Annotated in this window: 12 protein-coding genes and 2 tRNA genes; 10 read left to right on the forward strand and 4 right to left on the reverse strand. The window is 72.5% G+C overall.

Translation table 11 applies throughout. From position 1 onward, the window contains the following. Window positions 1–69 precede the first annotated feature (69 nt). Both AC4F3Q_RS11910 and dnaG read left to right on the forward strand, forming a co-directional pair. Window positions 70–1,290 (forward strand): deoxyguanosinetriphosphate triphosphohydrolase, encoded by a 1,221-nt coding sequence (locus AC4F3Q_RS11910; protein WP_491040247.1) that lies wholly within the window; start codon window positions 70–72, stop codon window positions 1,288–1,290. Window positions 1,291–1,340: 50 nt separating this feature from the next. Beyond that, complete coding sequence (dnaG, locus tag AC4F3Q_RS11915; RefSeq protein ID WP_491040151.1) at window positions 1,341–3,305, forward strand: DNA primase; 1,965 nt, start codon at window positions 1,341–1,343, stop codon at window positions 3,303–3,305. 4 nt (window positions 3,306–3,309) lie between these two features. Here dnaG and AC4F3Q_RS11920 read toward each other — a convergent pair whose 3' ends face one another. Together AC4F3Q_RS11920 and AC4F3Q_RS11925 are read right to left on the reverse strand one after the other, a co-directional pair. Beyond that, on the reverse strand, window positions 3,310–3,756 hold the full coding sequence (locus tag AC4F3Q_RS11920; protein ID WP_491040248.1) for a GNAT family N-acetyltransferase: 447 nt from the start codon (window positions 3,754–3,756) through the stop codon (window positions 3,310–3,312). 4 nt (window positions 3,757–3,760) lie between these two features. Continuing rightward, a tRNA-Ile gene (locus tag AC4F3Q_RS11925) sits at window positions 3,761–3,834 on the reverse strand. Between the two features lie 80 nt (window positions 3,835–3,914). Between AC4F3Q_RS11925 and AC4F3Q_RS11930 the strand changes: the two genes are divergently transcribed. Together AC4F3Q_RS11930 and AC4F3Q_RS11935 are read left to right on the forward strand one after the other, a co-directional pair. Next, window positions 3,915–4,439, forward strand: a complete 525-nt coding sequence (locus AC4F3Q_RS11930; protein WP_491040152.1) for a hypothetical protein — start codon at window positions 3,915–3,917, stop codon at window positions 4,437–4,439. A gap of 65 nt (window positions 4,440–4,504) precedes the next feature. Continuing rightward, window positions 4,505–4,577: transfer RNA gene (locus tag AC4F3Q_RS11935), tRNA-Asn, on the forward strand. Between the two features lie 124 nt (window positions 4,578–4,701). Here AC4F3Q_RS11935 and AC4F3Q_RS11940 read toward each other — a convergent pair. Next, window positions 4,702–6,648 carry an acyltransferase family protein gene (locus tag AC4F3Q_RS11940; protein WP_491040153.1) on the reverse strand — a complete coding sequence of 649 codons (1,947 nt, stop codon included), beginning with the start codon at window positions 6,646–6,648 and terminating at the stop codon, window positions 4,702–4,704. A gap of 127 nt (window positions 6,649–6,775) precedes the next feature. Here AC4F3Q_RS11940 and AC4F3Q_RS11945 point away from each other — a divergent pair, with 127 nt between their 5' ends. From AC4F3Q_RS11945 to AC4F3Q_RS11970, 6 genes are all read left to right on the forward strand, one after another. After that, window positions 6,776–7,741 (forward strand): ABC transporter ATP-binding protein, encoded by a 966-nt coding sequence (locus tag AC4F3Q_RS11945; RefSeq protein WP_491040154.1) that lies wholly within the window; start codon window positions 6,776–6,778, stop codon window positions 7,739–7,741. Beyond that, complete coding sequence (locus tag AC4F3Q_RS11950; RefSeq protein ID WP_491040155.1) at window positions 7,738–9,372, forward strand: ABC transporter permease; 1,635 nt, start codon at window positions 7,738–7,740, stop codon at window positions 9,370–9,372. Before AC4F3Q_RS11945 ends, AC4F3Q_RS11950 begins: the two co-directional genes overlap by 4 nt. 46 nt (window positions 9,373–9,418) lie before the next feature. After that, window positions 9,419–10,063: a SatD family protein gene (locus AC4F3Q_RS11955; RefSeq protein WP_491040156.1), complete on the forward strand. Its 645-nt coding sequence runs from the start codon at window positions 9,419–9,421 to the stop codon at window positions 10,061–10,063. Further along, window positions 10,060–10,893 carry a hypothetical protein gene (locus AC4F3Q_RS11960; protein ID WP_491040157.1) on the forward strand — a complete coding sequence of 278 codons (834 nt, stop codon included), beginning with the start codon at window positions 10,060–10,062 and terminating at the stop codon, window positions 10,891–10,893. Before AC4F3Q_RS11955 ends, AC4F3Q_RS11960 begins: the two co-directional genes overlap by 4 nt. 77 nt (window positions 10,894–10,970) lie before the next feature. Next, window positions 10,971–11,459: a peptide deformylase gene (def, locus tag AC4F3Q_RS11965; protein WP_098456701.1), complete on the forward strand. Its 489-nt coding sequence runs from the start codon at window positions 10,971–10,973 to the stop codon at window positions 11,457–11,459. A 158-nt stretch (window positions 11,460–11,617) separates the two neighbouring features. Next, window positions 11,618–12,118, forward strand: a complete 501-nt coding sequence (locus AC4F3Q_RS11970) for a DUF3145 domain-containing protein (protein WP_168447181.1) — start codon at window positions 11,618–11,620, stop codon at window positions 12,116–12,118. A gap of 78 nt (window positions 12,119–12,196) precedes the next feature. Here the strand turns inward: AC4F3Q_RS11970 and AC4F3Q_RS11975 are convergent, their stop codons facing one another. Further along, window positions 12,197–13,441, reverse strand: a complete 1,245-nt coding sequence (locus AC4F3Q_RS11975) for a beta-ketoacyl-[acyl-carrier-protein] synthase family protein (protein ID WP_491040158.1) — start codon at window positions 13,439–13,441, stop codon at window positions 12,197–12,199. Between the last annotated feature and the right edge of the window lie 8 nt (window positions 13,442–13,449).

The following is a 13,449-nucleotide window of genomic DNA, read 5'->3' on the forward strand; positions in this document are numbered from 1 at the left end:
CGCGGGCGGCTGGACTAGGCTTACGCCGTGTCAGATCCCGCCCCGCAGCCTGGTTACGCGCCTGCCGACATGGAGCGCTGGGTGCCCGAGCCGCCCAAGAGCAAGGCGCGCACCCCGTTCGAGCGTGACCGCGCTCGTCTCGTGCACTCTGCTGCGCTCCGTCGCCTCGGCGCCAAGACGCAGGTGCTCGGGCCGTCGAGCGACGACTTCATCCGCACCCGGCTGACGCACACCCTCGAGGTCGCGCAGGTCGGCCGCGAGCTCGGGAAACAGCTCGGCTGCGACCCCGACGTCGTCGACACCGCATGCCTCGCGCACGACCTCGGCCACCCCCCGTTCGGGCACAACGGCGAGCGTGCGCTCGCCGCCGTCGCGAAGGACATCGGCGGTTTCGAGGGCAACGCCCAGACGCTCCGGCTGCTCACACGCCTCGAGCCGAAGGTCTTCACGGACGACGGCGAGGCGGTCGGCCTCAACCTCACGCGTGCGAGCCTCGACGCGTCGGTGAAGTATCCGTGGCGCCTCTGGGAGGGGCCGCAGGGCCGGCTGAGCCACAAGTTCGGCGTCTACCCCGACGACCTGCCCGTGTTCGAGTGGCTGCGCGAGGGCGCGCCCGAGGGCACGAAGTGCCTCGAGGCGCAGGTCATGGACCTGGCCGACGACATCTCGTACTCGGTGCACGACGTCGAGGACGCGATCGTCGGCGGCAAGGTCGACCTGTCGCTCACGCGCGACGACGACGAGCGGTCGCGCGTCATCGACGCGCTCACCACCTGGTACGGCACCAGGTTCACCGAGGACGAGCTCGACGCTGCGATCTCCCGCCTCGACGCCGCGGACCTGTGGCTGCATGACTTCGACGGGTCGCGCCGCTCGCTCGCCCAGCTCAAGAACGCGACGAGCCAGCTCATCGGCCGGTTCTGCAAGGCCGCTCACCGCGCGACGCGCGCGGAGTACGGCGACGGGCCGCTCACCCGGTACGGGGCGAGCCTCGTCGTGCCCGACGACACGGTCGCGGAGATCCTCGTGCTCAAGGGCGTCGCGGTCGCGTACGTCATGGCGCCGCGCGAGTCGGAGCCGCTCTACCAGGCGCAGCGGCAGCTCCTCACCTCGCTCGTCGAGGTGCTGCTCGAGCGTGCACCGACGGCTCTCGAGCCGTCGTTCGCCGCCGACTGGCGCGCGGCGGACGACGACGCGGCCCGGCTGCGCGTCGTCGTCGACCAGGTCTCCTCGCTCACGGACGTGAGTGCGAGCAAGTGGTACGCGCGGCTCGTGGGCCCGGCCTTCTGACAGCCTGCGCGGCGGCTCTGACGGCCGCCCCGACGCCCTAGACTCGGGGCGTGGCAGGTCTCATCAAGCGCGAGGACGTGGACGCGGTCCGCGAGCGGGCACGCATCGACGAGATCGTGGGCTCGTACGTCACGCTCAAGACGGCGGGCGTCGGCTCGATGAAGGGTCTCTGCCCCTTCCACGACGAGCGCACCCCCTCCTTCCACGTGCGGCCGCAGGTGGGCCGCTGGCACTGCTTCGGGTGCAACGAGGGCGGCGACGTCATCTCGTTCGTCCAGAAGATCGACGGTCTCGGGTTCACGGAGGCGGTCGAGCACCTCGCGCAGCGCGTCGGCATCCAGCTGCGCTACGAGGAGGGCGGCGGGCCGCGCCGCTCGGAGGAGCCGGGTAAGCGCCAGCGCATCATCGAGGCGAACCGTACCGCCGCGCAGTTCTACGCGGAGCAGCTCTTCTCGCCGGGCGCGACGGTCGCGCGCGAGTTCCTCGCGCAGCGCAGCTTCGACCGCGCCGCGGCCGAGACGTTCGGCGTCGGCTACGCACCGCAGGGCTGGAGCGCGCTGCTCACGCACCTGCGTGCCAAGGGCTTCTCGGAAGCTGAGCTGCTCGCAGCGGGCCTCGTGTCCCAGGGCAACCGCGGCGTCTACGACAGGTTCCGCGGGCGTCTCATCTGGCCGATCCGCGACGTGACGGGCGAAGTCATCGGGTTCGGCGCGCGGCGCCTGTTCGACGACGACCAGGGCCCCAAGTACCTCAACACCCCCGAGACTGCCGTCTACAAGAAGTCGCAGGTGCTGTACGGCCTCGACCTCGCAAAGCGCGAGATCGCGAAGACGAAGCGGGTCGTCGTCGTCGAGGGGTACACGGACGTCATGGCGGCGCACCTGTCTGGCGTCGGCACCGCCGTCGCGACGTGCGGCACGGCGTTCGGCAGCGACCACGTGCGGGTCGTGCGCCGCCTCGTCGGCGACACGTCGGCCGGGTCGGGCGTCCAGCTGGCGGGTGGTGGCTCGACGGGCGGCGAGATCATCTTCACGTTCGACGGCGACGCCGCCGGGCAGAAGGCCGCGATGCGCGCGTTCGCGGAGGACCAGCGTTTCTACGCGCAGACGTTCGTCGCGGTCGAGAAGAGCGGCATGGACCCGTGCGAGCTGCGGCTCGCACGCGGCCCCGAGGCGGTGCGTGCCCTCGTCGACGCGCGGCAGCCGCTGTTCGAGTTCGTCATCCGCACGACGCTCGCGACGTTCGACCTCAGTACCGCTGAGGGCCGTGTCGGCGCGCTGCGCGCCGCGGCGCCCGCCGTCGCGAGCATCCGCGACTCCGCGCTCAAGCCGGAGTACACCCGGATGCTCGCCGGATGGCTCGGCATGGACGGCGAGACCGTGCGTCGTGCCGTCGGCTCGGCGCAGCAGGCGGGCCAGCGCGTCGCGCAGGGCCCGGGGGAGAGGCAGGCACGGCCCGACGGCGAGCCGGGCCGCCACGCCGCACCGTCGCGTGAGGCCTACCCGGCCGAGCGCGCCCCGGGCGCCTTCTCGCGTCCCGACCGCACCGACCCCGTCGCCCGTCTTGAGCGCGAGGTCCTCGAGGCGGTGCTGCAGCACCCAGGCTCCGTCCCGCCCGAGTTCGACGAGCTCGGCGCCGACGCGTTCTCCGTACCTGCCTGGCGCGCGGTGCACGAGGCGATCCGTGCTGCCGGCGGTGTGCAGACGACGAAGGATCCGGCCCACTGGGTCGCCCGCGTCCTCGAGGAGGCCTCCGCTCCGGTGGCCGGGATCGTCAACGAGCTCGCGGTCGCACCGCTCCCGGAGGACCGGGAATCGGCTGTCGAGGACTACGTGCGCGGCGTCGTCCGGTCGCTCGTCGAGATGCAGTACACGCGGCGCATCGCCGACCTGCGCTCAGCGCTCCAGCGTACGGACGCGCAGGCCGACCCCGACGGGTACCAGGCGATCTTCGCGGAGCTGCTCGGCATCGAGGCGCAGCGCCGCGAGCTGCGCTCGCTCGACCAGGGCGACTGACCTCCTAGGGCAGGGGGCGCGACCAGGCGACCTCGCGGTCGAGCTGTCCGGTCTGGCGGAAGAGACGTACCTGGCACGTGTCTGCGAGGAGTTCCGCGAGCCGGTCGCGGTCGGCCGGCTCGAAGCCGAGCGACTGCCAGAACGGCCCCGAACGGCGGCTGAACAGCCACGCGGTCGTCGCGCCCTCCGCGGCGGCCTGCTCGAGGGCGAAGCGGGCGAGGCGGCTCCCACGCCCGGCCGTGCGCCGGTCTGGTCGGACGGCGACGCTGCGGATCAGCGCGTGACGCCCGTCGAGCGAGAGCTCGTAACCGGTAGCACCGACGACGTCGTCGCCCTCGTGCTCGACCCACAGCCGTACGTCCGGGGCGTCGAGGCCGCTGAGCGTCAGGTCCATCTCGCGGAGGAAGGCGACGAGCGCATCCGTGTGCGCCGGGTCGACGACAGTGAGCATCACGTGGGGCGTCTGGGGCTTGAACCCAGGACCGACGGATTATGAGTCCGCTGCTCTGACCGACTGAGCTAACGCCCCTAGGACCCTGCGGGTCCGCGGGACAATCTACCGGGTGGGGCAGGTCCGTCCCGCACGGCGCGGCGCGCTAGCGTGGGGCCATGGGACTTCTGAGCCGCGGCCACCGTGCCGAGCACGACAGGCTGGCACGTCAGCACGCGCACGAGCGTGCACTCGCCGGCGCGCAGGTCGCGCGCGGCGCGGGGGAGCCGGGCGAGGGCTGGGCCGTCGCGACGCCGCACCGGCTCGTGCTCGCCTTCGGTGAGGACGTCGTCGTGCGCCGGTGGTGCGACGTCGATCACGGGGCGCTCGACGCGCAGAGCGCGCAGCTGACGATCACCTGGGTCGACGGTGCACCGGACACGGTCATCACCCTGACGGACGACAAGCCTCAGGCGTTCGCCCGGACGTTCCGGGAGCGCGTGCAGTCGTCGGTCGTCCACGCGGAGACCATCAAGCTGCCTCAGGGCGGGGCCGTGCGCGTCGTGGTGCGGCGTGACGAGACCGACGGTCTCTTCTCCGAGGTGCTCGGCGACGGCTACGTCCGGCTCGACGACCCGGCGACGGCCGCCCTGGTCACAGCCGCCGAGACGAGGGTCCGCGAGGCGGTCGGCCTGCCCCTCTGAGTGGTTCGAAGCACCCTTCCGATCCTGGTAGAGTTCTTCTCGTTCGTCACGGCGAACAAGCGCGATCCCGCGTAGCTCAGTTGGCAGAGCATCCGACTGTTAATCGGACGGTCACTGGTTCGAGTCCAGTCGCGGGAGCGTCAGAAGGCCCGGAATCCTCAGGATTCCGGGCCTTCGTCGTTCCACGTCGGCCGCGCGCACGGGGCCGGTCGCTCGACCGCGTCCCGGTCGCTCTGCAGTGCGCGCGGCGCGGCGTCCGGAGCTACGCCACGAGGGCCTTGAGCTGCTTGCGCAACAGGTCGGCGTAGGCCACGACACCTGTCATGTTCGGGTGCGTGCGGTCGGCGTGCAACAGCCCCGGGTGCTCGGTGACGTGCTCGTGCCAGTCGACGACGTGGACGTTGGGACGGCCCGCGACCCGCTCGACGAGCGCGGCGTTCGCGTCGTCCACCCAGTAGCTGACGCCGACGATCGTGTAGATGATCACCTGCCGGTCTGGCCCGATGAGGTCGAGCGTCTCGTCGAGCGCCGCGAGCGCGGTGTCGTCCTCGAGGCCGCCGTTGGTCCCGAAGTTGAGCAGCACCACCGGGCGCAGCCGTCCTTTCTTCTTGGCCGCGCGGACGCGCGCCGGGGCGTCGGCCCACTGGCGGATCGGCTTGGCGTCGATCGAGATCTGGGGGAACTCGTCGTAGAGGGTCGGCGCGGCGGCTGAGAGGACGGAGTCGCCGAACGCGATGACGTCGGCGCCGTCGATCTTCGTGCTGGGCTTCTTCGTGGGCGTGCTGCCCGTTCCCTGTGTCGGCTCGTGAGAGGGATCGGCCGAGGGCTCCTGCGTGGGGCCGGCCGACGGTGCGTCGGTCGGGTCGTCCGCGGGCGCGGCCTCGCGGTCGGCGATCTCCTGCAGCGCGGCCTCGATCGCGGCCTGCGTCGACGAGACCCGCGGTGCGGTCGCGACCGAGACCACCGCAGCGAGGATGAGCGTCGCGACGACGACCGCCGCGACGCGAGCGAGCGGACGTGGACCGCGCACGGCGGCGAGCACGTGCCGCGCCACGGCGCGGAAGCCGTCACGCCGCACGGGCGTCTCGATGAACCGGTGGCTCGCGGCGGCGAGCGCGAACGTGACGACGAGAGCGACGAGCGGGACGCGCCACCACAGCGCGCTGCCGGGAGCGTCACCGAAGGCCTCGCGCACGACGAGGATGACGGGCCAGTGCCACAGGTACAGGCCGTACGAGCGCTCACCGACCCATCCGACGGGCCGCAGCTCGAGCGCACGCAGGAGGCTGGGAGGGCGTTCGTGCGCGCACGCGAGGACGAGCGCCAGGGCCGCGAGGGAGCCGACGGCGATGCCGCCGCGGTAGGCCCACGCGGCGTCGGCCGCCATCGTGGCGCCGAGGACCACGAGCACGCCGAGCCCCGCGAACGGGAGCGTGCGCGCCCAGGACCCCTGGGACGGGATGCGGAGGTTCCCGGTCACCGCGATCGCCGCGGAGGCGCCGACGAGCAGCCCGAAGAGGTGTGTGCCTGTGCCGTAGTAGACACGCGTCGGATCGTCCCCCGGCGTGTAGGCCGCTGCCATGGCGACAGCGCTCGCGACCGCCCCGGCCGCGACGAGGAGCGCCATGGCGCGCGCCCCCGCACGGTGGTGCAGGCGCGCCGCGAGCAGCACCAGTCCGAGGAGGGCGAGGGGCCACAGCAGGTAGAACTGCTCCTCGATCGCGAGCGACCAGAACGGTTGGAACAGCTCGGGGGCGGTCGCATCGAAGTAGCTCGTGCCCGCACCGATCTCGAGCCAGTTCGTCGAGAACGTGAGCGCGCCGAGCCACTGCCGGCGCACGCCGACGAGGAGGTCCTTCTCGACGAGCCGCGCGGCGACGGTGGCGACGACGAGGACGGTGACGAGAGCGGGCAGCAGCCGGCGGGCGCGGCGCTTCCAGAAGTCGGGAAGGTCGAGGTGGCCGGTGCTGCTCATCTGCCGCACCAGCAGGGTGGTGATGAGGAACCCGCTGACGACGAAGAAGACGTCGACGCCGAGGAAGCCTCCCACGACGACGTCAGGCCACAGGTGGTAGGCGATGACCGCGAGGACGGCGAGCGCGCGCAGCCCGTCGAGACCACGGATCCGCCCGCCGTGGCGAGCGGGACGAGCCTCGCCCGAGCCGGTTCGGGCGTCCGCGACGTGCGCCGTCGTCACGACGGCTCGCACGATGCGCTCATGAGGAGATGCTAGAGCCGCCGGGCCCTGGAGCGAGAGGGTGACACCCTCGGCGTCTGGCCCCTAGCCTCGACAGTGAGGCGGTCGCGACGCGACCGCACCGGCGAGCGGGGTTCCCATGGAGAGTGCACCTCGCGACGGAGACGACGACGTCGTCGCGATCCGCCGCCTGACCAAGTCCTTCGGACGGACGACCGCCCTCGACGCCCTCGACCTGACCGTGCGCAAGGGCGCGGTGACGGGGTTCCTCGGCCCGAACGGCGCGGGAAAGTCGACGACGCTGCGGATCGTCATGGGTCTGCTCCGCGCGGACGGCGGGAGCATCGAGGTGCTCGGCGCGGACCCGTGGCGGGACGCGGTCGCGCTGCACCACCGGGTGGCCTACGTCCCGGGGGACGTCAACCTGTGGCCGAGCCTGACGGGTGGCGAGGTGATCGACCTGCTCGTCCGGCTCCGGGGGTACGACCGGGCGCCTCGGCGCGAGGAGATGCTCGAGCGCTTCGACCTCGACCCGTCGCGCAAGGTGCGGACGTACTCGAAGGGCAACCGGCAGAAGGTTGCTCTCGTCGCGGCGCTCGCGGTCGATGCGGAGCTGTTCGTGCTCGACGAGCCCACCTCAGGGCTCGACCCGCTGATGGAGGCGCAGTTCGCGACCTGCGTGCGGGAGGCGACGCAGCGTGGTGCGTCCGTCCTGCTGTCGAGCCACATCCTCGCCGAGGTCGAGAAGCTATGCGACACCGTGACGATCGTGCGCGCGGGGCGGACCGCCGAGTCCGGCACGCTCGCGGAGCTGCGGCACCTGACCCGTTCGACCGTCACGGCCGTCACCGTCGTCGAACCTGCCGGGCTTGCGGCGCTCGACGGCGTCCACGACGTCGTGACGGAGCGGCACCGGGACTCCTTCCGTTCGACGCTCCAGGTCGACGGCGCGGGGCTCGCACCGCTGCTCTCGAGGCTCGCGCTGGTCGAGCCGCAGTCGCTCACCGTGGCGCCTCCCTCGCTCGAGGAGCTGTTCCTGCGCCACTACGGTGACGAGCTCCAGCCAGACGAGGGCATCGACCGCGACCTGCGGGCACGCCGATGACGACGACGGCCGCCGTCAGGATGGCGCCGCGAGCGGGGCCCGCGCTCGCGGGGGTCGGTACCGTGCTGCGTCTGGCCGTGCACCGTGACCGGGCTCGCCTGGCGGTGTGGACCTGCGCGGTGTGCGGGCTCTGGACGGCCATGTCGGTCGCCCTCCAGGGCGTCTATCCCACGGTCGCGGACAGGCAGGCCCGGGCGGCGCTCATGAGCAGCCCCGCAGCGGTCATCCTCACCGGCCCTGGCTACGGCACCGCCGACTACACCCACGGTGCGATGGTCGCCGGGGAGCTGGCGCTCATGATGTTCGTCGCGCTCGCGATCATGAGCATCCAGACGGTCGTGCGGCACACCCGCACCGACGAGGAGACCGGGCGCGCCGAGCTGGTCCGCGCCGGCACTGTCGGGCGTCACGCGCCGTTCGTCGCGGCATTCGTCCTCGTGGTCGCCGTGAACGCCGTCATCGCCCTCGGTACCGGAGCGGGTCTGGTGATCAGCGGCTTGCCGGCGGGCGGCGCGTTCGCCGTGGGCCTCGCGGGCGCGGCCACGGGTGTCGTGTTCGGCGCGGTCGCAGCAGTGGCGGCGCAGGTGGTCGAGCACGGTCGCGCCGCGACCGGCCTGGCGATCGCGGCGCTGGGTCTCGCGTTCGTCCTGCGTGCGGCGGGTGATCTCCAGCGCCCGCACGGAGGCCCGCTGTCGTGGTTGTCGCCGCTCGGCTGGGCGCAGCAGGTGCGTGCGTTCGTCGATCTCCGGTGGTGGCCCCTGCTGCTGTCGCTCGCTCTGACGCTCGTGCTGCTGCTCGTCGCTGGCGCGCTCGGACGCGGGAGAGACCTGGGGGCGGGCCTGCTGCGGGCGCGACCGGGGAGCCCGCGCGCCTCGCGGCGGCTCGCGGGGCCCTTCGGGCTCGCGTGGCGACTGCAGCGGGCGATGATCGCGGCGTGGGCCTGCGGCGTCGCGGCATTCGCGATTGCGTCCGGGACGTTCGTGGACTCGGTCGCGGAGGCGACGGCGCAGATGCCGGCGCTCGCCCGGGCGCTCGGGGGAGCCGACGGCGCCACGGAGGCCTTCGTCGCGCTCATGGTGAAGTTCTTCGCGCTCGTCGTGGCGGGCTGCTGCGTCGCGATGGCTTCCGGAGCGCGTGCCGACGAGGTGGACGGACACCTCGAGCTCGTGCTCGCGACGTCGGTGGCCCGCAGCAGGTGGATGCTCGCGCGCCTGGCTGTCGTCGCGCTCGCGGGTGTCGGGCTCCTCGTGCTCTCGGCGACGGGGCTGTGGGTCGGCGCGACCATGACCGGGTCGGGCTCGGTCGGGCTGGGCGGGCACCTGCTGGCGGGGTGTGCGCAGGTGCCGGCGATCGCCGTGCTCGTCGGTGCGGTGACCTGTCTCTTCGGGTGGGTTCCGCGGCTTCTTCCGGCGATGTGGGCCTGGTATGCGTACGCGTTCGTCGCGTCCGTGTATGGCGGGCTGCTGGGGCTGCCGACGTGGGCGCTGAAGGTGTCTCCCTTCGAGCACGTGCCGAGCCTCCCGGGTGGTGCGCCGGAGCTCGGGGGTGTGGCGCTGCTCGTGGGGGTGGCTGCGGTCCTGTTCGGTGCCGGGCTGGTCGGGTTGCGGAGGCGTGACATCCCGAGCCAGTGAGAACTTATATCTAGCCAGATATAAGCGATTCACTTATAGTGGCATGATGATAAGCGATCGATATGCCCTGATCGTCGACATCGTCCGCTCTCGCGACCTCGCCGACCGCGCCGCCGCGCAGCAGGACGTCGAGCGGGCCTTCGCACGAGCCGGGGAGCGCGTCCCGCTCGACGTCCCGCTCTGGGCCACCGTCGGGGACGAGTTCCAGGCCGTCGCGACGCGGCTCGCCGACGCCGTGTGGACCGCCGGTGTGGTCCGCCTCCTCCTCCCGGACGGGCTCGACGTCCGCGTGGGGATCGGGCGTGGAGAGATCCGCGACGTCGCCCCGGGCGCCACGGGAGTGCCGATCCAGGACGGCTCCGCCTGGTGGGCCGCACGTGCTGCGATCGACGAGGCCCACGAACGTGCCGACGCAGACGCGCCCTACACCCGGACCTGGTACGTCTCGTCCACCCCGGACCCCGAGGCTGACGCGCTGCTCACCTCGCAGCTCGTGCTGCGGGACCGCATGCTCGATGCCATGACCCCTGCTCAACGCGCGTACGCCGGGGCGAGCGCTCTCGGGCAGACCCAGGCGGAGATCGCCGCCGCCCACGGGGTGACGCAGCCCGCGGTCTCGCAGTCGCTCCGCCGCTCCGGCGGTGCCGCGGTCGCGGCGTCGCTCCGCCTGCTGCAGGAGGTTGCTCGATGATCGCCGTGACCGTGCTCGTGCTCGTCGCCGTCGCGGACCTGGTGCGCAAGGTCCCGGCCGTCCAGGCGCTCCGCCGCGGCGCGTGGTGGGTCGGCGCGGCCGTGCTCGTCGTCGCGGCAGCGCTCGTCCTGGGTGCCGGCGTGCCGCTGCTGGTGGCCCTCGGCGCTGCGGCGGTCGCGGGAGCGTGGTCGCTCACGATGCCCGTGCAGGGGCCGGGGGAGTCGCGCCGGCTGTGGCCGGCGCTCGTCCTCGCCGTCGTGCTCGTCGTCGGGGCCCTCGCGCCGACGCGCGAGCTCACCGGGCCGTTCGTGCGAGCCTGGGCGCGCACGTCGCTCGGCTCCGGGACGGGTGCCGTCTCTGTCGAGGTCGCGCTCGGCGTGCTCGCCGTCGTGCTCGCGCTGACCCGGACCGCCAACGTCGTGACGCGCGCGGCCCTCGCCCGGGCGCGTCGAGAGGACGTCGACGGCGTTGCCGGGCGCGCAGCGCAGACGCGCCCGGAGCGCGGACAGGGCGGGTGGCGGCTGAGCATCCGTGGCCGTGACGTCGCAGCGGTCGTGCGGGCGCCGTCCCTCGACGCCGCCGGGCCGCTTCTGCGGGGCGGCCGCCTGATCGGGCCGCTCGAGCGGCTGCTCGTCCTCGCGCTGGGCCTTGCCGGCGCCTTTCCGGTGATCGCCGCGGTGCTCGCAGCCAAGGGGATCGTCCGGTTCCCGGAGATCTCCGCCGACCGCGCCCACGGGACCAAGGCGGAGGAGTTCCTCATCGGCAGCCTCGTCAGCTGGGCGACGGCCGGCGGGGGTGTGCTGCTCGTGCGGCTCCTCCTGCGCGGCTGACCTGGTCGGGGTTCGTCCGGTCGCAGCGGGCTCGCGTCTCCGCAAACCACAGGTCGATCCATGAAACAATCGCCTTCATGGCCATGAGAGAGATCCGCATCCTTCCCGACCCTGTGCTCCGCACGCCGTGCGACCCGATCACGACGATCGACGACCGTGTGCGCAGCTTGGTCGAGGACCTCGTGGAGACGGTCGACGACGAGGGGCGTGCCGGCCTGGCCGCGAACCAGATCGGCGTCAGCCTGCGGGCCTTCTCGTGGAACATCGACGACGAGATCGGCTACATCCTCAACCCGGTGATCGTGGACCTCTCCGAGGACGAGTACCAGGACGGCGACGAAGGCTGCCTGTCCGTGCCGGGGCTCTGGTACCCGACCAAGCGCGCCTGGTACGCCAAGGTCGAGGGCATCGACCTGGACGGCAACCCGGTCGTCGTCGAGGGGACCGAGCTGATGGCCCGGTGCCTCCAGCACGAGGTCGACCACCTGGACGGCCACCTGTACATCGACCGCCTCGAGCGTTCGGTGCGGAAGAAGGCGATGCGCGCCCTGCGCGAGCAGCTCTGACGCACGGCAGGCAGGCCCGGCGCGCCGCTTCGGCGGGCGCCGGGCCTCGCCTTTGCCGCCGTCATGGGGCATGATGGAAGCTGCACGCCGCGCGAACACCCGTTCCTGCAGGTCAGAGGCCGTTGGGGAAGACGAACCTCGACTCTGGGAGGAACAACATGGCTGGTTCGATCACCCGCGGTGTACTTTTCGTGCACTCGGCGCCCCGCGCGCTGGTGCCGCACATGGAGTGGGCGGCGTCCAACGTCCTCGGCACGCGCGTGTCGATGGACTGGACTGAGCAGCCCGCTGCCCCTGGCATGCTCCGCGCCGAGCACTCGTGGCAGGCGCCGTCAGGTACCGGTGCCAAGCTCGCGTCCGCGCTGCGCGGCTGGACGCACCTGCGCTACGAGGTCACCGAGGAAGCGAGCCGCGGCGTCGACGGGTCTCGCTGGAGCCACACGCCTGAGCTCGGCATCTTCCATGCGGCGACGGACGTCCACGGCAACATCGTCGTGCCGGAGGACCGTGTCCGTGCCGCCCTCGCGCACGCCGGCGACGCCGAGCGCATGAAGCAGGAGCTCGACCTCGCGCTCGGGCAGTCGTGGGACGACGAGCTCGAGCCGTTCCGGTTCGCCGGCGCTGGCGCCCCCGTGCGTTGGCTCCACCGCGTCGGCTGACCCGGCTCCGCACCGCTTCCCAGAGCACGACGAAGGGCGCCTCCCCGACGGGAGGCGCCCTTCGTCGTACCGCTTGGCTCAGGCTGACGTCACGACCAGCGCGACGTTGTGCCCACCGAAGCCGAACGAGTTGTTGATCGCCGCGACGTCGCCAGACGGCAGGTCGCGCGGGGTGTCGCGCACCAGGTCGAGGACGAGCTCGGGGTCGGGGTTCGAGACGTTGATCGTCGGGGGAGCGGTGCGCTCGTGCAGGGCGAGGACGGTGAAGACCGTCTCGAGAGCGCCGGCGCCGCCGAGGAGGTGCCCGGTCATGGACTTCGTCGCGGACAGCGCCACGTGGTCCGCGTCCGCCCCGAGCACGCCGCGCACGGAGCGCGCCTCGATCAGGTCGCCGACGACGGTCGACGTCGCGTGGGCGTTGACGTGCACGACGTCCTGGGCGGAGACGCCCGAGTCCTCGAGCGCGGCCTGCATCGCGCGGATCTGTCCCGCACCCGAGGGCTCGGGGGACGTGATGTGGTAGCCGTCGGCCGTGAGGCCGAGTCCGGCGATGCGCCCGTAGACGCGGGCGCCGCGGGCCGCAGCGTGAGCCGCGGACTCGAGCACGACGACGGCCGCGCCCTCGCCGATGACGAAGCCGTCCCGCGCGACGTCGTACGGGCGCGACGCGCCTGCGGGGTCGTCGTTGCGCAGCGACAGCGTCCGCGACGCGGCGAACGCCGAGATGGGCATGGGGTGGATCGTCGCTTCGGTGCCGCCTGCGACGACGACGTCAGCACGACCCGAGCGGATCATCTCGACGCCGTACGCGATGGCCTCGGCGCCGGACGCGCACGCCGACACGAGCGCGTGCGCACCGGCACGGGCGCCGAGCTCGAGAGACACGAACGCCGTCGGCGAGTTCGGCATGAGCATGGGCACGGTCATCGGCAGGACGCGGCGTGCGCCCTTCTCGCGGAGCGTGTCCCACGCGTCGAGCGTGGTCCAGATGCCACCGATGCCCGACGACACGACCGTGCCGAGACGGTCGTGGTCGATGTCGGTGATGCCAGCGTCAGCCCACGCCTCGCGCGACGCGATGATCGCGTACTGCGTGGACGGGTCCATCCGCTTGAGCTCGGGGCGCGCGAGGACCTCCTCGGGCGCGACCTTGATCGTCGCAGCGAAGTTGACGGGCATGCCGTACTTCTCGGCCCAGTCGTTCTCGAAGGTCCGAGCGCCGGACTGGCCAGCGAGGGCGGCCTGCCACGTGGAGGCCACGTCACCGCCGAGAGGCGTGGTGGCACCGAGGCCGGTGACGACGACGTCGGGAACGGTGGTCATGGTGACTC

It is taken from the genome of Flavimobilis sp. BM9 (assembly GCF_058313055.1).